Annotated in this window: 19 protein-coding genes; 9 read left to right on the top strand and 10 right to left on the bottom strand. The window is 71.6% G+C overall.

The window, feature by feature from the left end; genetic code table 11:
• Window positions 1-35 precede the first annotated feature (35 nt).
• Window positions 36-614, bottom strand: a complete 579-nt coding sequence (locus IO33_RS0140185) for a Clp protease N-terminal domain-containing protein (RefSeq protein WP_390985413.1) — start codon at window positions 612-614, stop codon at window positions 36-38.
• A gap of 286 nt (window positions 615-900) precedes the next feature.
• Between IO33_RS0140185 and IO33_RS0140175 the strand changes: the two genes are divergently transcribed.
• Window positions 901-1,329: a type II toxin-antitoxin system Rv0910 family toxin gene (locus IO33_RS0140175; RefSeq protein WP_031174052.1), complete on the top strand. Its 429-nt coding sequence runs from the start codon at window positions 901-903 to the stop codon at window positions 1,327-1,329.
• Between the two features lie 105 nt (window positions 1,330-1,434).
• On the opposite strand, the gene IO33_RS0140170 is transcribed toward IO33_RS0140175, so the two are convergent.
• The gene (locus IO33_RS0140170; RefSeq protein ID WP_031174051.1) at window positions 1,435-2,061 is read right to left on the bottom strand and encodes a PadR family transcriptional regulator; all 627 of its coding nucleotides are present in this window, start codon (window positions 2,059-2,061) and stop codon (window positions 1,435-1,437) included.
• A gap of 519 nt (window positions 2,062-2,580) precedes the next feature.
• Complete coding sequence (locus tag IO33_RS0140165) at window positions 2,581-2,943, bottom strand: MerR family transcriptional regulator (RefSeq protein ID WP_031174050.1); 363 nt, start codon at window positions 2,941-2,943, stop codon at window positions 2,581-2,583.
• Window positions 2,944-3,034: 91 nt separating this feature from the next.
• On the opposite strand from IO33_RS0140165, the gene IO33_RS0140160 reads away from it, so the two are divergent.
• Entirely contained in the window at window positions 3,035-3,469 is a 435-nt protein-coding gene (locus IO33_RS0140160) for a hypothetical protein (protein ID WP_037687208.1), read from the top strand.
• Between the two features lie 45 nt (window positions 3,470-3,514).
• Entirely contained in the window at window positions 3,515-4,327 is an 813-nt protein-coding gene (locus tag IO33_RS0140155) for a PhzF family phenazine biosynthesis protein (protein ID WP_031174048.1), read from the top strand.
• Window positions 4,328-4,421: 94 nt separating this feature from the next.
• Here IO33_RS0140155 and IO33_RS0140150 read toward each other — a convergent pair whose 3' ends face one another.
• On the bottom strand, window positions 4,422-5,222 hold the full coding sequence (locus tag IO33_RS0140150; protein WP_031174047.1) for a CPBP family intramembrane glutamic endopeptidase: 801 nt from the start codon (window positions 5,220-5,222) through the stop codon (window positions 4,422-4,424).
• Between the two features lie 293 nt (window positions 5,223-5,515).
• Window positions 5,516-7,033, bottom strand: coding sequence for a glutamate-cysteine ligase family protein (locus IO33_RS0140145; protein ID WP_031174046.1), 1,518 nt, complete (start codon window positions 7,031-7,033; stop codon window positions 5,516-5,518).
• A gap of 577 nt (window positions 7,034-7,610) precedes the next feature.
• Between IO33_RS0140145 and IO33_RS0140140 the strand changes: the two genes are divergently transcribed.
• On the top strand, window positions 7,611-8,213 hold the full coding sequence (locus tag IO33_RS0140140) for a hypothetical protein (RefSeq protein WP_031174045.1): 603 nt from the start codon (window positions 7,611-7,613) through the stop codon (window positions 8,211-8,213).
• A gap of 279 nt (window positions 8,214-8,492) precedes the next feature.
• Entirely contained in the window at window positions 8,493-8,699 is a 207-nt protein-coding gene (locus tag IO33_RS0140135; RefSeq protein WP_031174044.1) for a DUF5999 family protein, read from the top strand.
• Window positions 8,700-8,850: 151 nt separating this feature from the next.
• Here IO33_RS0140135 and IO33_RS0140130 read toward each other — a convergent pair whose 3' ends face one another.
• From IO33_RS0140130 to IO33_RS0140120, 3 genes are read right to left on the bottom strand one after another with little or no spacing between them, the layout of a single operon-like run.
• Window positions 8,851-9,681, bottom strand: coding sequence for a carbohydrate ABC transporter permease (locus IO33_RS0140130; RefSeq protein WP_031174043.1), 831 nt, complete (start codon window positions 9,679-9,681; stop codon window positions 8,851-8,853).
• Complete coding sequence (locus IO33_RS0140125; RefSeq protein ID WP_031174042.1) at window positions 9,678-10,685, bottom strand: carbohydrate ABC transporter permease; 1,008 nt, start codon at window positions 10,683-10,685, stop codon at window positions 9,678-9,680. Before IO33_RS0140125 ends, IO33_RS0140130 begins: the two co-directional genes overlap by 4 nt.
• 7 nt (window positions 10,686-10,692) lie before the next feature.
• Window positions 10,693-11,988: an extracellular solute-binding protein gene (locus IO33_RS0140120; RefSeq protein WP_031174041.1), complete on the bottom strand. Its 1,296-nt coding sequence runs from the start codon at window positions 11,986-11,988 to the stop codon at window positions 10,693-10,695.
• A gap of 377 nt (window positions 11,989-12,365) precedes the next feature.
• Here IO33_RS0140120 and IO33_RS0140115 point away from each other — a divergent pair, with 377 nt between their 5' ends.
• From IO33_RS0140115 to IO33_RS0140105, 3 genes are all read left to right on the top strand, one after another.
• Window positions 12,366-12,896, top strand: coding sequence for a universal stress protein (locus tag IO33_RS0140115; protein ID WP_031174040.1), 531 nt, complete (start codon window positions 12,366-12,368; stop codon window positions 12,894-12,896).
• A gap of 235 nt (window positions 12,897-13,131) precedes the next feature.
• A complete protein-coding gene (locus IO33_RS0140110; RefSeq protein ID WP_245236038.1) occupies window positions 13,132-13,707 on the top strand; it encodes a hypothetical protein in 576 nt (191 codons plus the stop codon).
• Between the two features lie 265 nt (window positions 13,708-13,972).
• Window positions 13,973-15,928, top strand: coding sequence for an APC family permease (locus tag IO33_RS0140105; protein ID WP_031174038.1), 1,956 nt, complete (start codon window positions 13,973-13,975; stop codon window positions 15,926-15,928).
• A gap of 69 nt (window positions 15,929-15,997) precedes the next feature.
• Here the strand turns inward: IO33_RS0140105 and IO33_RS0140100 are convergent, their stop codons facing one another.
• A complete protein-coding gene (locus IO33_RS0140100) occupies window positions 15,998-16,579 on the bottom strand; it encodes a DUF1707 SHOCT-like domain-containing protein (RefSeq protein ID WP_031174037.1) in 582 nt (193 codons plus the stop codon).
• Between the two features lie 124 nt (window positions 16,580-16,703).
• On the opposite strand from IO33_RS0140100, the gene IO33_RS0140095 reads away from it, so the two are divergent.
• Complete coding sequence (locus tag IO33_RS0140095; RefSeq protein WP_031174036.1) at window positions 16,704-17,099, top strand: TOBE domain-containing protein; 396 nt, start codon at window positions 16,704-16,706, stop codon at window positions 17,097-17,099.
• A gap of 25 nt (window positions 17,100-17,124) precedes the next feature.
• Here IO33_RS0140095 and IO33_RS0140090 read toward each other — a convergent pair whose 3' ends face one another.
• Window positions 17,125-17,610, bottom strand: coding sequence for a molybdopterin-dependent oxidoreductase (locus IO33_RS0140090; RefSeq protein ID WP_037687205.1), 486 nt, complete (start codon window positions 17,608-17,610; stop codon window positions 17,125-17,127).
• Between the last annotated feature and the right edge of the window lie 276 nt (window positions 17,611-17,886).

Genomic DNA, 17,886 nt, shown 5'->3' with positions numbered 1-17,886 from the left:
ACACCTGTCTCAGGGGCTGGACGTGCGGGGCCGTCTCAGCAGGGCGTGCCGCTGTCGCCGGCGTACTCCCCCGCGCCCGCGTCGACCCGGGTGTCCAGGTCACGGATGCCGGCGCGTCGCAGGACCTCGGCGGCCCGGGACTCCGGGTCCGCGGTGAGGGCGGCGAGGAGGTCGACGCCGTGGACGCGGGGCTCGCCGCGCAGCCGGGCGCGCTCGCGGGCGTCGGTCAGTGCGGCGGCCGCGGTGGGCGACCAGCCGGCGGTGTCCCTGGGGTCACGGGCGTCGTGGACGGCCGCGGCGGGGACGACGGCCAGCGCACCGGAGTCCTCCACGCTGCCCTGCCAGCGCAGTCCGTAGCCGATGCTGCGCTGCACGAGGTAGCCGAGCAGCCGGGCGAGCTGCGGCGGCCCGCCGACGGCGGCGCGGACCTCGGGGTCGTGTTCCAGGAGGGAGTGCAGCAGATGGGCGGTGTCGGTCTGCCGGTCCCCGTCCCGGACGGCCCGGCGGCGGGCACCGGCGACCACCGCCGCCAGCTCGGCACCGAGCGCGGCATCGTCGTCCATGGGCGCGGCCGCCTCGTCATGGGCGGTCCAGCGGGCTGTACGGGGGTGCACATCCTCTACCCCATCAGCCTCAAGAGGCCGAGTCATCCACGAGCGGAACCATCTTCGCGTCCCACACAGAGTGGACATCGCCGATCGGGATCTCATCCTCAAGGAGGAGACGTGGCCGGTTCGGCCCCGAGGGCACGCGCCGCCTCGCGCCGGTCGGGCCGGTCGGGCCGGGCGCACGCCACGACCCGACCATGCCTGACGGTTCATCAGTATTGAATGTTCACGCCCCTGCGGCTACGTTCCGCGACACCGTAGCCCGCTACGCCCGATCCGAAGAGGTGGTCGCATGGCCGAAGTCAGCGCGGAGGCACGCATCGAGGCGCCGGCCGAGAAGGTGTGGGCCCGGCTCACCGACTGGTCGTCGTACGGAGAGTGGAACGCCACGCACACCAGCTTCCCGCAGGGCGGGCCGCAGGCGCCGGCCGTGGGCGGGACGTTCCAGGAGAACATGAAGCTGATGGGCTTCCCGGCCGAGGTCGACTGGACCATCGAGGAGCTGGAACCCGCGCGGGTGTTCGCCATCCGCGGCAAGGGTCCGATGGCGGTGACGGTCGCCACCCGCTACACCCTCACCCCTGACGGCGACGCCACGACCGTCCGTATCGACGGAGAGTTCACCGGCGCCGCGGTGTCGCTGATGGCGGGCAAGCTGAAGGACTCGGCGACGGCCGCGCTGAACGAGTCGTTGCGCAAGCTGGCCGGCCTGGTCACCTGAGCCCCGGCGGGCCGGGCATACGAAGGCGCCCCGCGCGGATCACCACGCGGGGCGCCTCACCCACCTGCGAGCCTCAGCACCCGCAGGCCTCATCGCTCTCCGGCCTCAGTGCTCGTCGGCGAGGATCAGATACAGCTTCTTGCGAGCCTCGTTGATGACGACCAGCGCCTTCTCGCGCTGCTCCTTGCTGCCGGTCTTCCAGACCTGCCCGAAGGCCTCCATCAGACCGACACCGGCCTGGCGGATCTCACCGAGCGCCTCCCAGTCGACCCCACGCGAGGCCTCCTCCCAGGGGGCGTGCGGACCCTCGTCGGCCACACCGCGCCCGTCCTCGGTGAGGGTGAACAGCTTCTTGCCACCCTCGCTCTCACTGGCGATCAGCCCCTCGTCCTCCAGCAGCTGGAGCGTGGGGTAGACCGAGCCGGGGCTGGGCTTCCAGGCGCCGCCGCTGCGTTCGGCGATCTCCTGGATCATCTCGTAACCGTGCATGGGGCGGTCTTTCAGCAGAGCCAGGATCGAGGCCCGCACATCACCGCGCCGGGCCCGCCCCCTCGGGCCACCGCGCCCGCGGGGTCCCCAGGGGCCGGGGCCGAATCCGGGTCCGCCCGGGCCGAAGCCCGGACCACCCGGACCGAAGGGCCCGAAGGCGGCCCGTCGCCCGTCGAAGCCGCCCATGCCGCGCGGGCCGCGGCCCTCGTGCCGGTGTCCACGTTCGAATCCGTGGGTACGCATCGCACTCACTCCATTCCATCGATGATCTGTCACGTGTGCATCGCGTATCGTTCGCGATGCCTCAACGATATATCGCAACCGATCGCATGACAAGGCCCTTCCCGAGGGACGGCGTCCCTTGTCGTCCGAGGGAGGTGTGGGACAGCGAACCCGAGGCGACTTCAGCGGGTCACGGCCGGCCGCCGAGCGCCTGCCCGCCGACGGCGAGAAGCACGTTCCCGGGCTTGACGTCGCGGTGCACGATGTCCGGCCTTGTGTGCGGCGTCCAGGGCCGACAGCACCGCCTCGGCGATCCCGGCGGCCCTCGATCGGCAGGCGCCCGTGCCGCCGCAGCTCCTCGGCGAGCGAGCGGCCGGCCGTCGACGTACTGCATCACGATCCACAGGCTGCCGTCGTATGCGGACCAGCGTGTAGCGGCGCCCGATCACCTCGCCGGCGCTGGTCGTGGCCCCATGGCGCCCCCGGTGGGCGCGGTCCACCGCCGCTCGCGGCCGGTCCCGCCTCGCAGACCTCCCGGCGCTACGTCCGGTCAGCCGCCCGCAGGGGGCAGCCGGTGCCGACGCGGGACGTCAGGTCGGCGCGCAGTGCGGTCAGTTCCGCCATGCGCGCGTCGACGATGCGGATCTTGTCCTCGAACAGGGCCGACAGTGCCGCGGCGCTGTCCGGGGCATCGCGGAGTTCCTCGCCGTGCCGGCCGATCTCGGCCAGGGTGAAGCCGAGCGTCTGTGCGGTGCGGACGTACCGCAGCCAGACCACGGTCTCGGGCGGGAAGTCGCGGTAGCCGTTGGGCAGCCGGTCGCCGTCGAGCAGACCGATCCTCTCGTAGAAGCGAAGGGTGTCCTTCGACAGCCCCGTACGCGCGGACAGTTCTCCGATGCGCATGACTCCCCCGCCGCAAGGTCGACTTGACCTTGGAGCGTACTCCGCTGTCTAGCGTGGGCGGCGCCCGAGCGAGCCCTCCCGAGGAGTCCCGATGTCCCCAGTCACCCCTGCCTATCTGCGTCTTGTCCGCACGAGCGGCTGGTACGACCTGATCGTCACGGCCGGTTTCGCGACACCGTGGACCTACGCGCTGGTGCACCGCCTGCTGTCGGCCGGAGGCGACGCGGTCGGTCTCGGCGGCATGCCCGCGCTCACCCCGCTGCAGACCCTGTACGCCAACCTGATGGGCTCGGTGGTGCTGGTCTGGGCCCTGCTGCGCGTCGTACGGCCGCTTCCCCTGCACGGCCTCCTCGACGGCACCGCCCGCGCCCTGTTCTCCTTGTGGCAGGCGTACGCGCTGGCGCACGGAGGGCCCGGCGTACTGTGGCCGTTCCTGGTGCTGGAGGCCTCGTTCGGCATCGCCCAGCTGGCCCCGTGGGCGCGGGGCCGTGCCGCCGGTGTACGGGAAGCATGCCAGAGCTCCTGAATTGGCCTTGGGCCGGCGTCCGGCTCCGCCAGTAGCGTCGGCGGCATGCGCATTCGAATCGTGGACGCCTTCACCGACCGCCCCTTCGCCGGCAATCCGGCCGGAGTCCTGCTGCTGGACGACGTCTTCCCGGACGACGACTGGCTCCAGGACGTCGCCTTGGAGGTGAACCACGCCGAGACGGCGTTCGCGCACCGGCTGCCCGAGGGCGGCGAGGCGGACTGGGCGCTGCGCTGGTTCACGCCCGTCGCCGAGGTCTCGATGTGCGGTCACGCCACGCTCGCCACGGCCCACGTCCTGCACACCACGGGTGCCCACCCGGGCCCGGTCCGCTTCGCCACCCGCAGTGGTGTACTCACGGCCGAGCCCGCCGCGGACGGCTCGATCACCCTCGACTTCCCGACGGCCCCGCTCACCCCGGTCGAGATCCCCGCCGGGATCACCGAGGCGCTCGGCGCGCCGCCGGTCGCGGCCGCCGCCACCGGCCCCGCCGTGGGCGACCTGCTGCTGGAACTGGCCGACGAGAAGACCCTCCTCGGCCTCGCACCGGACTTCAAGTCCCTCGGCGTGCACGCGTCACGCGGTCTCATCGCCACCGCCCGCGCGGACGACGCCTCCCGCGGCTACGACTTCGTCTCGCGCTGCTTCTTCCCGAACCTCGGCATCGACGAGGACCCGGTCACCGGCAGCGCCCACACCGCGCTCGCCCCGTACTGGTCCGCGCGCCTCGGCCGCGACGACCTGACCGGTCTGCAGGCCTCCCGCCGTACCGGGCTGATCCGCACCGGCCTGCGCGGCGAGCGCACCCTGCTCACGGGCCGCGCGGTGACGGTCATCGAGGGCGAGCTGCGCGCCTGAGCCGGCGCCCCCTCCTCGCGGGCAGCCGTCGCCGCGCGTCCACGGCCTGACGCGGATGCGGGCGGCACTCCGTGCCACCGGCCCGGCGCGGAGCTCAGGCCGTCGGCAGCCAGCCGACCCTGCCCGCGAGGAGGGCGTAGCCGACGAACGCGCCGATGTCGAGCAGGGAGTGCGCGACGACCAGCGGGCCGACCCGCCGCCAGCGGCGGTACAGGTACACGAACACCACACCCATGATCATGTTGCCGAGGAAGCCGCCGATGCCCTGGTAGAGGTGGTACGAGCCGCGCAGGACCGCGCTGGCGACCAGCGCGGTCCCCGGGGTCCAGCCCAACTGGCCCAGTCTGCGCAGCAGATAGCCGACGACGACGACCTCTTCGAGGACGGCGTTCTGCAGGGCGGACAGGACCAGCACCGGGTACTTCCACCACACGTCCGGCAGTGCCTCGGGGACGACCGTGAGGTTGAAGCCGAGGCCGCGGGCGGCCAGGTAGAAGGCGATGCCGGTGCTGCCGATCACGGCCGCGACGCCGGCGCCGCGGGCCAGGTCGGGCCAGGGGCGGGTGCGGTCGAAGCCGAGGGTGCGCAGGCTGCCGCCCTCGCGCAGGAGCAGGTGGGCGACCAGGGCGACCGGGACGAGCGCGGTCGCGATGCCGAACAGCTGCCAGGCGAGGTCCAGCCAGGGGCGGCCGGGCGCGGCCGAGGCGTTGAGGGTGGCGGCCTGGTCCTTCAGGCCGCCCGGCTTGGTGACCGAGCCGATGAAGCTGATCAGCGCGGAGACCCCGCTCGCGCCCAGCGAGAGCCCCAGGACGAGCAGGGTCTCGTCCCGCAGGATCCGCCGCCGGTCGCGCTCCCGCACCCCCGGATCGGCCACCGAGTCAGCCTCCACCTGCACCCCTGCCTCCCACCGGCTCATGGGCCCGAGGACCCACCTCTGCCCCGCAAGGATCGCAGACGGACCTGTGCGGCGGCGCACACCCGCTTCTTGCCCGCCGCGAGGGCGCTCGGCCACGACGACGCGGACGGCGCCCCCTACGACGCCCGGGCCGCCGGCCCCCATGGGCAGCGCCGGCGCGCAGCGAGGACCGGTGGTCTGCGGGGCGCCGAGCGGAACGGCCTCGGCCGGGACCCGTCGGGCGCGCGGGCCGCCGGGGGTGCCGGGCCCGGACCCGGTGAAGGCGACGGCCCTCAGCCGAGCGGCACCGCTTCCGGCAACCCCACCGGCCACGTGTGCACCGGCTCCCCCACGTGCATGAGCTCGGCATAGCGCCGCGTCGTCGCGGCCAGCGCCGCCTCACGGCTCAGCCCCAGCTCCAGCGCCCGGTGGAAGGTGGCCGCCTGCCAGGACGCGCCGTTCACCCGGCGCCGGCAGCGCTCCTCGATGACGCCCAGGTAGAGATCGCGGTCGGCCGCTTCCACGCCCCACGCGTCCAGCCCCGCCGAGGCCAGGGGCAGTAGCTCGTCGCGGACCAGGGTGACCGCGTCCACCTCGCCCGTGCCGCCGTAGCGTCCCCGCCGGGGCCACACGAACCGGGCGTCGATGCCGTACCGGCACGCCGCGTCGAAGTTGGCCTCGGCCGCCGCGAACGGCAGCCGGGTCCACACCGGCCGGGACTCCTCGGCCAGGGCGCGCACCAGGCCGTAGTAGAAGGCCGCGTTGGCGATCACGTCGGTGATGGTCGGCCCGGCCGGCAGTACCCGGTTCTCCACCCTGAGGTGCGGGACGCCGTCGGCGATGCCGTAGACGGGCCGGTTCCAGCGGTAGATCGTGCCGTTGTGTAGCACCAGTTCCGCGAGTCGCGGTGTGCCGCCCGCCGCCACGACGTCCAGCGGCTCCTCGGCGTCGCAGATCGGCAGCAGGGCGGGGAAGAAGCGAAGGTTCTCCTCGAACAGGTCGTACGCCGACGTGATCCAGCGCTCGCCGAACCAGGTGCGCGGCCGTACGCCCTGCGCCTGGAGTTCGGGCGGGCGGGTGTCGGTGGACTGCAGGAACAGCGGCGGCCGGGACTCGCGCCACAGTTCGTGACCGAACAGGAACGGCGAGTTGGCGCCGACGGCGATCTGAGCGGCGCTCGCCGCCTGCGCCGCGTTCCACACGTCCGCGAACCGGGCCGGGGTGACCTGCAGGTGCAGCTGTACGGAGGTGCACGCGGCCTCGGGAACGATCGACTTCGAGGTGCAGACGAGGTGTTCCACGCCCTCGATGTCGACCCGGAAGTCCTCGCCGCGCGCGGCCACGATCTGGTCGTTGAGCAGCGTGTAGCGGTCGACCTCGGAGAGGTTGGAGGAGACCAGGTCGTCGCGGTCGAGCGTGGGCAGGATACCGATCATGACGATGCCGGCGTCCACCTCACCGGCCTTGCGGTCGGCGTAGGCCAGCGAGGTGCGCAGCTCCTCGGCGAGCCGGTCGAACACCCGGCCGCCCAACCGGTGCGGGGCGATGTTGACTTCCAGGTTGAACATCGCGAGTTCCGTTTGGAAATCACGGCTCGCGATACGCTCCAGCACCTGCCCGTTCAACATTTTCGGCATGCCGTCGGGCCCGGCGAGATTCAACTCGATCTCGACTCCCATGAGGTTCTTGGGACGGTCGAATCGCTTCTCGCGCAGCAGTCGCTCCAGTCCCGTCAGGCACTTCTGGAGCTTTTCGCGGTAGCGCTGGCGATCGGACAGGTCGAACTGCCCTGCCACGACCTTCTCCCCCATCGAAGTGTCCCTCCTTGGATGGGCGGGCCGATGATCCGGCCGCCGGGGCTCCCGGGTCAGGGGGGATGATGCCCAGCGGAAGCGATCGATAACGTCCCGCGCGGGCCCGGCGCCCGCTACTCTTTCGGAATGTTCCCCGCGGCACATTCACGGGGCATGCCGCAGCGTGCACCTTCGAGTGCCCGGAACGCCTCGTGAAAAACGCCGATGATATTCGGCCTACCGCTACCGGCGCGTATGGCGAGGTCAGCGGCGGCAACCGGCCGGGAAATCAGGAGGAGTCCCGCAAATCTGCGGCTTATTACCGGCTTGCGTGACTTCCCGGAATCGGATAGATGAAACATCGGCCGAACACGCGTCGTATAAACTTCGCCCACAAGGCAGAAGGGTGACGCCCTCGGTCCTGGTTCCTGCCGTGTTCAGGCCGTCCCGGGACGGGCGGCAGGCCGAGCCGCACCCTTGTTCACCGACCCGGGCCTCACCCCTTCCGTCCTTGCGTGAGCAGACAGCGCCGTCCGCCCCAGCCCCACCCCCCTCCTCGCGCCGTCGCGCCTGCCGTACGAGAGAGGCGACCCACATGCCGCTGCACGTGCCCCCTGCCCCCGCGCCTGCCCTGCGCTCCGTCCTCACCGCCCTGGGTTCGCCCACCGCGGTGCGGGAGGCCCGCACCCCCTCCCTGCGCGCCGCGCAGGGCCCGACGACACCCGAACTCCCGCTGCCGGTACATGTGCTGGACCGGATCACCGCCCAGGGTCTGTCCACGACCCGGCTGGCCGGCTGGCGCTTCCTGATCCGCTGCGGCGACCGGGCGGTGGCCGCGGCGGAGACCATGCTCACGCCCGACGGCTGGGCCTTCTCGCACTTCTTCGAGGGTCCCTACGTCGCCTCCACCGAGCGCGCCCTGCACCAGGCCGAGGCGCTGCAACAGCCGTACCAGGCGCGACTGCTGTCCGTCCCCGGCCTGTACATGCTGACCCTGTGGCTGCACGGCGACATCGCCGCCGACGGAGCCGAGGGACACCCGGGGGGCACCGACCTGCTCGTCCCGCTGGCGCCGGCCCCGCCCGGCATACCGGCGCACCGCCTGTTCCGGGTCACCGAGTTGCTGCCCGTGCTGACCCATCGCGCGACCCCTCTTCCGCTGCTCGGACCGCCCGTGCTCGACTCGCCCGTCGCCTGACGGACGACGCCTCGCGTACCCCGCTGCCCGCACGGCACGCGGGGTACGACCATGTCAGGAGCGCTGGCCTGCATGGACTAGCCCTATCCGGCCACTCGGAACCACCCGAAGTGACAGTGCACTTGGACTGAACCGTCCGGGCGGGTGACGCGTCATGAACCTGTGAGAAGCGGTGCTGCGAAATCCCTGCGGAACGCCGCCCAGAGGGCAACACTGGGTTCCGACCGACTTACACCACGGGGGACGGCCATGACCACGACAGAGCGAGAGATCCCACCCATGTGCCAGCACCAGCCGCCGTGTCCGCCAGCCGAGTCCGCCGACCGGGAGTCCGCCCGTCTCGTGGCGCACCACCCGGAGCAGGGGTGGAGTCTGCTGTGCAACGGCGTCCTGCTCTTCGAGGACACCGGTGAGCTGCTGCCCGACGGCAGCATCATCGCTCCGCACCGCCCGCTCGGTGCGGAGCGGGTGATGACCGCCGCCTGAGCGGAGCGGGAGCGACCTGAGGGGCCGGCCGCACACATCCGGTGCGCACCGGCCCCGACGTGTGTCCGGGTGCGGCTACCGACCGTGGCCGGTCGCTCGCGCAGCGCCTCCGGCGGCGCCTGGTGGCGACTCCTGTCCCTCCGAGGGGCGTTCACCCCTTGGTGGCGCCGGCGGTGAGGCCGCCGACGAGCTGGCGCTCGGCGACCGCGTAGAAGGCGAGGGCGGGGACCATGGCGAGAACGAGGTAGGCGAAGACCCGCGCCGTGTCGGCGGAGTACTGCCCCTGGAACTGCTGCACACCGATCGGGAGGGTCCACCAGGTGGAGTCGGTGAACACCAGCAGCGGCAGGAAGAAGTTGTTCCAGCTGGTGACGACGGCGAGGACGGAGACCGTGCCGAGTGCGGGGCGCGCCATCGGCAGCAGGACCCGCCAGAAGAAGCCCAGCGGTCCGCAGCCGTCGAGCGTGGCCGCCTCCTCCAGTTCGCCCGGGATCTGCCGGAAGAAGCCGCGCAGGATGACGATCGTCATCGGCAGCCCGAACGCGGCCTGCGGAAGGATCACGCCGAGCGGGTTGTCCAGCAGGCCCAGCGTGCGCAGCAGCAGGAACAGCGGGAGCGCCGCGACGGCGAAGGGGAACATCAGCCCCACGGTGAACAGCGTGAACAGCACCTCCCGTCCGCGGAAGGCGAACCGCGCGAAGGAGAACGCGGCGAGCGCGGAGACGGCGACGACGAGGACCGTCGTACCGACGGCGATCAGCGTGCTGTTGCCGACCAGCCGCCAGAAGGAGCCGGAGCCGAGGATGTCGCCGTAGTTGGCGAACACCCAGGGCTCGGGCAGCCCGACGGGGTTGCGGGAGAGCTGGTCGGTGGACTTGAAGCCGGAGATCAGCGCGTACAGCAGCGGTGCGGCCATCAGCGCGCCGACGGCGACCAGGACGACGTGCAAGGGCAGCGTGCGCCCCTTGCGGCGGACCTTCATGTTCCCGTTCCCCTCATGGTCGTGGTGGCCCCTTCGAGGTCGCGGCGCAGCACGAACCGCTGGTAGGCGAGGGCGAAGACGAGACTGATGGCGAACATGACCACGCTGATCGCGCTGGCGTAGCCGACCTGGTAGCGCTTGAAGCCGTACTGGAACAGGGTCACGGCCATCGTCTCGGAGTGGTGGTCGGGGCCGCCCGCGGTGACCACCCACACCAGGTCGAACAGCTGGATCGACCCGATGACCGAAAGGAAGACGCTGATCCGCAGCGTGGGCGCGAGCAGGGGCAGCGTGACGTGCCGGAAGCGCTGCCAGGGGTTCGCGCCGTCGACGGTCGCCGCCTCGGTCAGCTCGGCCGGGACCGCCTGGAGGCCGGCCAGGTAGAGCATCATGTGAAAGCCGAAGTACTTCCAGGTCATGACGAGGAAGAGCGTGGCCAGCACGGTGGAGGTGCCGGAGAACCACTGGCCGCCGAGCCCGTCGAGGCCGACGGCGCCGAGGACGTGGTCGGCGAGGCCGTCGTCGGGGGCGAAGATCATGCCGAACAGCACGCCGGTGACGGCTTCGGAGAGCACGTACGGCGCGAAGAACAGCATTCGGTACACCGCACGTCCGCGCACCTTCTGATGGAGCAGGACGGCCATGGCGAGCGCGAACGGCAGTTGCAGCGCGAGGGACAGCACGACCAGCAGCAGGCAGCGCCACAGGTCGCCGAGGAAGACCGGATCCCGCAGCAGACGGCCGAAGTTGTCCGTGCCGGTGTAGTCGGACGGCATCCCGAAGCCGCCCCAGCGGAAGAAGGACGCGTACAGCGCGAACAGGATCGGCAGCAGGACCAGTACGCCGAAGAGCGCGAGGGCGGGCAGCTGGAGGCCGAGGGCGGTGAGCCGGTGCAGCGTGCGCCGGCGCGAGCGCTGTCGGGCCGCGCCGGTCGCCGAAGCCGCCCGGACGGCGTCGGGTCCGCTCTGCCTGCCCCGTTCGTCCGGGAGGAAGGTGGAGGTCATCGCGCGCCTACTGCTCTTCCTTCGCGGCCCTGGTGATCGACTCCGTGACCTGTCGCGGGGACTTGGAGCCGGCGATGAGTGCGGCCACGCTGTCGTTGACCTGCTGGCCGAGGGCGGGGGCGTAGGCCTGGTCGAGGTAGAGCTGGAAGCCGGTGGCACCCTTCAGCCGGGCCTGTACGGCCTTGATGCCGGGGTCCGTGAGGGCGCTCTCGGCCGCCGGTACGACCGGCAGGACGCGGGTCTTCCGCACCAGTTCCCGGTCGGTGGTCTCGGAGGCGAAGAACCTCAGGAAGTCCACGGCCGCCTGCGGGGCCCCCTTGCGCAGGGCGTGGCCGCCGCCTCCGCCGAACACCTCGGTGATCTTCCCGGCGCCCCCCTCGACCTCGGGGAACGCAAAGAAGCCGAGGTCCGCGCCGAGCCCCTTGCCGGCGTCCGCCTCCACGACCGGCGCCCACTGGCCCATGAGCTCCATGGCCGCCCTGCCGTTGCCGACGGTCGCGGCCTGTCCGGTCGGTGAGGAGTAGGCGGCCCCGAGGAAGCCCTTCTGGAAGGGCTGGAGGCCGACCAGGTCCTTTAGGTGCTGCCCGGCCTGGACGAACCCCTCGCCGCTGAAGTCCTTCTTTTCGTCGGCCTGCCGGAGGGCGTCGACGCCCGCGGTGCGCAGGGCGAGGTACGCCCAGTAGTACATGCCGGTCCAGCTCTCCTTGCCGGCCAGCGCGAGCGGGGTGATCCCGGCGGACTTGAGCTTCTTCACGGCGTCCAGGAAGGCGCTCCAGGTGGTCGGGGGCGCGCCGATCCCGGCCTTCTTGAAGAGCGCCTTGTTGTACCAGAAGCCGACCATGCCGATGTCGAACGGGACGCCGTACAGCTTGTCGTCGAGGAGGTACGGCTGCTTCGCCACCGGCAGCAGACTGTCGGCCCACGGCTCGGTGCGGGCGGTGAGGTCCTCGACCAGGCCGGCGTCCACCTGCTGCCTGAGGACGCCGCCGCCCCAGGTGTGGAAGACGTCCGGGAGTTTCCCGGAAGCGGTCAGCGCCGTCATCTTCGACTTGTAGGCGTCGTTCTCCAGCTGGACGATCTTGATCTTGACCTTGGGGTTCCGGGTCTCGAACTTCCTGGCCAGGCCGGCCCAGACGGTCTTGGTGGGTTCCGTGGTCGAGATGTTCCACCATTCGATCGTGGTCGTCCCCGAGGACGACCCTCCGTCCGAGCCGCCGCCGCAGCCGCTGAGTGCGGTCACACCGAGCCCGGCGGCCACGGAGGCCGCCAGGAAGCCGCGGCGGGACAGTACGGGGTCGCCCATCTTGCGCTCCTTCGAAACTTTCGGAGTTGCCGTGCAGAGGTTCCGACTGAGAAGCGACGGCCACCGACGCGGCCCGGTGGCGACCGCAGCCTGTAAGTGGTCCGGTTGTTCGAAACATTCGGCACGAATACCGAACGTTCCGAACCGGGACTCTAGGAAGGCGCGCGGGGAGCGTCAAGATGTCGCGCAGGAGGTCCCGGACCTACGGCCGGAGCTCGAGGTGGCCGAGACGCGGCGGTGGCAGCGGCCGGAAAAACACCGTCGCCCGGCTGGTCGAATCGCCGCCACGGGAGTGGGATGGAAGCAAGCAACGGCCTTGCAGGGCGGGCACGTCCGCGCGAGAGACCTCGGCGTCGCCCGCGAGGAACGGTGGAGTGATGTCCGGTTACGACGTCTCGGCGGCCGCTCGGGTGGTGGTCGGTGTCAGCGGATCCCTCGGCAGTGTCACGGCCCTGCGCCGGGCCACCGCGCTGGCCCTGCGCCTGGGAGCCGAACTGTGGCCGGTGCTGGCCTGGGAGCCGCCGGGCGGGGATCCGGCCGCGCGCCGCTCCCCCGCCGCCGGTCTGCTGGTCGAGGACTGGCAACGGCTGGCCAGGCAGCGGCTGGCCTCGGTGCTCGAGGAGATCTTCGGCAGCCAGACGCCCGGGGTGCCGGTGCACGCCGTGATCGTCCGCGGCGCTCCGGGCCCGGCCCTGGTGGCGACCGCGAACCGGGAGAACGACGTCCTCGTCGTGGGCGCCGGCCGCCGCGGTCTGCAGCGCGCCTTCTCGGGCCGGGTCTCCCGGCACTGTCTGGCGCACGCGGTCTGCCCCGTGCTCGCGGTGCCCCCCTCCCCCCTGGAGTCGCAACTGCTCTCCGTCCACCGGCGCAACACCTGGCATCTGCGCATGGACATCCGGGGCCTGTGAAGGCGCCCCCCGAAGACGGCACCCCGGCCCCCTCCGGGCCTCGCCGGGGGCCGGTGACCGCGCTGGGGCGTCCCCGAGACAGCGCGGTGCCCAGCACCCCGCGGACCGCGCGCCGGGGCAATGCGCCGGGTCGGTGTCAACGCGGCGTCAAAAGCGGCCCCTCCGCCGTCGGAAGACCGTCAAGGTGCGCCGCGACCGTGCTCCGCCGGGGCCAGGGCTGTCTACCGTCTCAGACATGAGGCACCGCGACGACATGAGGCACCGCGACGACACACATCCCCGGCGCACCGGCTCGCACCCGACCGGCACCCCCGGCGTGGTGGAGGACCGGGACCGGGCAGCCGACGTGCGCGCGTCGCTGCGCTGCGCCGGTGTGCTGCTCGGGCTGCTGCTGTTCGTCGACGGGGCGGCCGGCTCCCTCACCTGGTGGCGCGGTGCCCTGTGGCTGGTCGTCGCGCTGCTGCTGCTCCTCGTCCTGTTCCCGGTGCGGGTGTCGGCCGGTGCGGGCTGGCTGGCCACCCGCCGTCTGCTGCGCACCCGCCGGGTCCGCACGGACCTTCTGGTCGCGGTGCGCCCGCTGGACGGCGTGTCCCAGCGGCTGGTCCTGCGCGACGCCCTCGGCAACCGGGTCGAGATCGACCCCGAGGTACTGATCCGCAATCCCGGCCTGTGGTACCTGCTCGACGAGGGCGCCCGGGTATCAGAGGCAGCCGGCACCCTGCTGTGCGGCACGACGGCCCTGCACCGCCTCGCCCGCCGCATCGACCACGAGACGGCCCTGGGCGTGTTCCGGGCCTCCGGCATGAAGTGAGGCGGTGTCCCGACCCCAGAACATGACACTCGGTGGCCACACCGGACGCTGCGGCGCGAGCCGCCGACCCGGACCGCCATGCACCCGGCGACCGGCTCCGGCCTCGCCTTCTTGATGCGCCCTTACTGCTCTCGCGCCATTCTTAACGCAAGATTGACGCCTCCCGAGCCCGGATCCATGGGCCCACGCGTCACTCTCTGCATACGCTGGTGCCGCCGTCCGCGTGATGGCCGGAAAGAGCTGAGCCGCACACAGGAGCACGCCGATGGCCACGACCGAGCACCCCCCTCCCAGTCGCCTGCGCAACTGGATGCTGGAGGGGCTCTCCGACATGGGCAAGCACGGCGGCCACACCGGACCCCACGCCGAACCGGAGCCCCCGCACAAGGGCCAGCGCTGGTGGCGCGTGATGTGCCTGACCGGTGTGGACTACTTCTCGACCCTCGGTTACCAGCCGGGCATCGCGGCCCTGGCGGCCGGTCTGCTCTCGCCGATCGCCACGATCGTCCTGGTCATCGTGACCCTGGCCGGCGCCCTGCCGGTCTACCGCCGGGTGGCCGAGGAGAGCCCGCACGGCGAGGGCTCCATCTCGATGCTGGAACGGCTGCTCTCGTTCTGGCAGGGCAAGCTGTTCGTGCTCACACTGCTGGGCTTCGCGGCCACCGACTTCCTCATCACCATCACCCTGTCGGCCGCCGACGCCTCCACGCACCTGGTGGAGAACCCCCACCTGACCAGCACCCTGCACGGCCACCAGATGCTGATCACGCTGTTCCTGGTGGCGCTGCTCGGCGCGGTGTTCCTCAAGGGCTTCCTGGAGGCGATCGGCGTCGCGGTCGCCCTGGTCGGCATCTACCTCGCGCTCAACGTGGTCGTCGTGATCGTCGGCCTGTGGCACGTCCTCACCGCCGGGCATGTCGTCACCGACTGGACCACCGCCCTGACGGCGGAACACGGCAACGTGTTCGTCATGGTCGGTGTGGCGCTGATCGTCTTCCCGAAACTCGCCCTCGGTCTGTCGGGCTTCGAGACCGGTGTCGCCGTCATGCCGCACGTCCAGGGCGGCGCCGGGGACACCGAGGAGAAGCCGACCGGCCGGATCCGCGACACCAAGAAGCTGCTGACCACCGCGGCCCTCATCATGAGCTGCTTCCTGATCGCCACCAGCTTCATCACCACGCTGCTGATCCCGGAGAACGAGTTCAAGGCGGGCGGTCAGGCCAACGGCCGCGCCCTCGCCTACCTCGCGCACCAGTACCTCGGCGGCGCCTTCGGCACGGTCTACGACATCTCGACCATCGCCATCCTGTGGTTCGCCGGCGCCTCCGCCATGGCGGGCCTGCTCAACCTGATGCCGCGCTATCTGCCCCGCTACGGCATGGCCCCGCACTGGGCCCGCGCGGTGCGTCCGATGGTGATCGTCTTCACCCTGGTCGCGTTCCTGGTGACCTGGATCTTCGACGCCAACGTCGACAAGCAGGGCGGTGCCTACGCCACCGGTGTGCTGGTGCTGATCAGCTCGGCCGCCATCGCGGTGACCATCGCCGCACACAAGGCCCAGCAGCGCAACTGGACCATCGGCTTCGGGGTGATCTCGGCGGTGTTCCTCTACACGACCGTCGTGAACGTCATCGAGCGCCCCGACGGTGTGAAGATCGGTGCCTGCTTCATCGCCGGCATCATCCTCGTCTCGCTGGCCTCCCGGCTGGCCCGCGCCTTCGAACTGCGCGTGACCAGCGTGACCCTCGATCCACTGGCGGAACGATTCATCCGGGACATGGCCAGCCGCAAGATGCGGTTCATCGCCAACGAGCCCGGGCACCGCGACAAGGCCGAGTACCGCGACAAGATCGAGCAGATCCGCGCCGACAACGACATGCCCGAGCAGGAGGACTTCGTCTTCGTCGAGGTCACTGTCACCGACCCCTCCGAGTTCGAGGCGGGCCTGACCGTGCGCGGCGAGGTGCTGCACGGCCGCTACCGCGTGCTGACCCTGGAGTCCGCGTCCATCCCCAACGCGCTGGCCGCACTGCTGCTCCACGTCCGGGACGTCACCGGCTGCACCCCGCACATCTACTTCGAGTGGACCGAGGGCAACCCGTTCGCCAACTTCCTGCGCTTCTTCCTCTTCGGCCAGGGCGAGGTCGCTCCGGTCACCCGTGAGGTACTGCGCGAGGCGGAGTCGGACCGGGAGCGCCGGCCCCGGGTGCACACCGGGTGAGACCGGGCGCGTCCCGACCAGGGGGCCGTACGCGCGGCCGGTCCGCCCCAAGGACCGCGCGGACCGGGCCTACCTGCCGAACCACCGCCTGGGCGGCCGTACCTCCAGCCGTCCCATGCCGAGCCGGCCGTGTACCTCCACGCGGAGCACGACCGGCGCCCCCGGGTCGCCGGCGGGCCGCACCTTGCTCTCGCCGTAGTCGATCACCAGCGAGTCGGCGTCCACGACCACGCCGGGCCGGGTGATCAGCCGCAGGGTGCCGCCGCGCATGTCCAGGTCGATGCGGAGGGTGTCCTGAGTGATCACCGCGCTGGAGAAGTCCAGGGTCACGTCTCCCCAGGCGGACTCCACCTCCATCCGGCGCGGCACGGACCAGCCGCCCGCGCGCCTGGCCGACGCCCCCTGCTGCTCGATCCGCACGACGTCCTTGGCCGGTGCCGCGCCGGGCACCGCCGGCAGATCGGCGGTGAGCACCGCGAGCTCGCCGAACGTGCGGGCCGACAGTGCGGCGCTCAGCCGTTCGTCCAGCTCCTCCGCCGTGATCCGGCCGTCTCCGGCCGCACCCGTGAGCACGTCCAACACCCGCTCCCGGTCCGCGTGCGAGGCACGCAGTCCGGACGGCTTCTCCCGGTGCAGCAGCTCGGCCGCCATACCCTCACCCCGATTCAGCACGTCCCCGCAGGGAGCCCACTCACGCACTAACGCTATATCGCGTTATACCCAACGGCCAACCCCACGTCAGCGGTTCCCCACCGGTGGCCCTATCGTGACCGGCATGCAGTCCTACACGATCGGCCAGGCGGCGCGGCTGCTCGGCGTGAGCCCGGACACCGCCCGCCGCTGGGCCGACGCGGGCCGGGTGGCGACCCATCGCGACGAGTCCGGGCGGCGGCTCATCGACGGCAGGGACCTCGCCGCGTTCTCCGTGGAACTGGCCAAGGCGGGCGGCGGCGAGGAGGACGCCTCCTACACCTCCGTCCGCAACGCCTTCCCGGGCATCGTCACGGCGATCAAGCTCGGTGACGTCGCCGCCCAGGTGGAGATCCAGGCCGGCCCGCACCGGCTGGTCTCTCTGCTGACCCGGGAGGCCGTCGAGGAACTGGGCCTGGAGGTCGGCATGGAGGCCACCGCGCGCGTGAAGTCCACCAACGTGCACATCGACCGCGTCTGACACGACCCTCCGAGGGGCGACCGGTTCAGCGGGCTGCTGCGGCGTGACCGGGTGCGGCCGGTGCCGGAGTGCCACAGCGATACCCGCCGTCCACACGGATCGCCGTGATCCCGCTGATGTGCCGCGCTCCGCACCGGTCCTGCGGGAGCACCAGCTGGGGCCCGGCCGCATCCAGCGGGGTGTCGTCGATGCGCACGCCCAGCAGGACGGGCGCGTCCGCGAAGTCCGGGTCGATCTCGGCCCAGGACAGCATCGCGTGATGGCCGTCGGTGCCGGTGACGGCGATGAGAAAGCGCAGCCGGTCCTTGCGTCGCGCCGGGTCGAAGCCGGGCCCCGCGTCGCTGAGGACGTCGTACAGGCGCGGGCCGGCGAACCGATGGCGCTGGATGCCGCTGGTCGCGCACTCGAAGCTGACGTCCACCCGGTGCTGCGGCCAGCGCCGCAGATCCGGCACGGTGAGCCGAGCGGGCCGGGCCAGATCGCCGGTCAGGGCGAGTTCCGCGAGCGTCACCTGCGACCACCTCCCGCAGCACCGTACCCGCCATGGCGCACCGTGCAAACGCACATGCAAGCTACAAGTCACCGCTTCGCGGCTCATGCGATGCAACAGGAGACTTCGGGCTGGCAGATGCGGCAGCATCATCGCCGCAGGGCGCGACAGTTGTTCCACAGGACCCGAGGAGTAGATCCGTGATGACCCGTTCCGTGCGCCGGACCCGGCGAATGCTGCAGCTGGCCGGTGCGGGAGCCGCCGCCCTGATGGCACTCAGCGCCTGCTCCTCCTCCG

It is taken from the genome of Streptomyces durhamensis (assembly GCF_000725475.1).
GTDB lineage: Bacteria > Actinomycetota > Actinomycetes > Streptomycetales > Streptomycetaceae > Streptomyces > Streptomyces filipinensis.
Note: the sequence above shows the minus strand (reverse complement) of the source record. Positions and strands in the feature narration are given on the sequence as shown.

Excerpts from the sequence above, each read along its gene's own strand:
- IO33_RS0140175 (WP_031174052.1), top strand. The coding sequence starts at position 901 with ATGGCCGAAGTCAGCGCGGAGGCACGCATCGAGGCGCCGGCCGAGAAG.
- IO33_RS0140170 (WP_031174051.1), bottom strand. The coding sequence starts at position 2,061 with ATGCGTACCCACGGATTCGAACGTGGACACCGGCACGAGGGCCGCGGC.
- IO33_RS0140165 (WP_031174050.1), bottom strand. The coding sequence starts at position 2,943 with ATGCGCATCGGAGAACTGTCCGCGCGTACGGGGCTGTCGAAGGACACC.
- IO33_RS0140160 (WP_037687208.1), top strand. The coding sequence starts at position 3,035 with ATGTCCCCAGTCACCCCTGCCTATCTGCGTCTTGTCCGCACGAGCGGC.
- IO33_RS0140155 (WP_031174048.1), top strand. The coding sequence starts at position 3,515 with ATGCGCATTCGAATCGTGGACGCCTTCACCGACCGCCCCTTCGCCGGC.
- IO33_RS0140145 (WP_031174046.1), bottom strand. The coding sequence starts at position 7,033 with ATGGGGGAGAAGGTCGTGGCAGGGCAGTTCGACCTGTCCGATCGCCAG.
- IO33_RS0140140 (WP_031174045.1), top strand. The coding sequence starts at position 7,611 with ATGCCGCTGCACGTGCCCCCTGCCCCCGCGCCTGCCCTGCGCTCCGTC.
- IO33_RS0140135 (WP_031174044.1), top strand. The coding sequence starts at position 8,493 with ATGTGCCAGCACCAGCCGCCGTGTCCGCCAGCCGAGTCCGCCGACCGG.
- IO33_RS0140130 (WP_031174043.1), bottom strand. The coding sequence starts at position 9,681 with ATGAAGGTCCGCCGCAAGGGGCGCACGCTGCCCTTGCACGTCGTCCTG.
- IO33_RS0140125 (WP_031174042.1), bottom strand. The coding sequence starts at position 10,685 with ATGACCTCCACCTTCCTCCCGGACGAACGGGGCAGGCAGAGCGGACCC.
- IO33_RS0140120 (WP_031174041.1), bottom strand. The coding sequence starts at position 11,988 with ATGGGCGACCCCGTACTGTCCCGCCGCGGCTTCCTGGCGGCCTCCGTG.
- IO33_RS0140115 (WP_031174040.1), top strand. The coding sequence starts at position 12,366 with ATGTCCGGTTACGACGTCTCGGCGGCCGCTCGGGTGGTGGTCGGTGTC.
- IO33_RS0140110 (WP_245236038.1), top strand. The coding sequence starts at position 13,132 with ATGAGGCACCGCGACGACATGAGGCACCGCGACGACACACATCCCCGG.
- IO33_RS0140105 (WP_031174038.1), top strand. The coding sequence starts at position 13,973 with ATGGCCACGACCGAGCACCCCCCTCCCAGTCGCCTGCGCAACTGGATG.
- IO33_RS0140100 (WP_031174037.1), bottom strand. The coding sequence starts at position 16,579 with ATGGCGGCCGAGCTGCTGCACCGGGAGAAGCCGTCCGGACTGCGTGCC.
- IO33_RS0140095 (WP_031174036.1), top strand. The coding sequence starts at position 16,704 with ATGCAGTCCTACACGATCGGCCAGGCGGCGCGGCTGCTCGGCGTGAGC.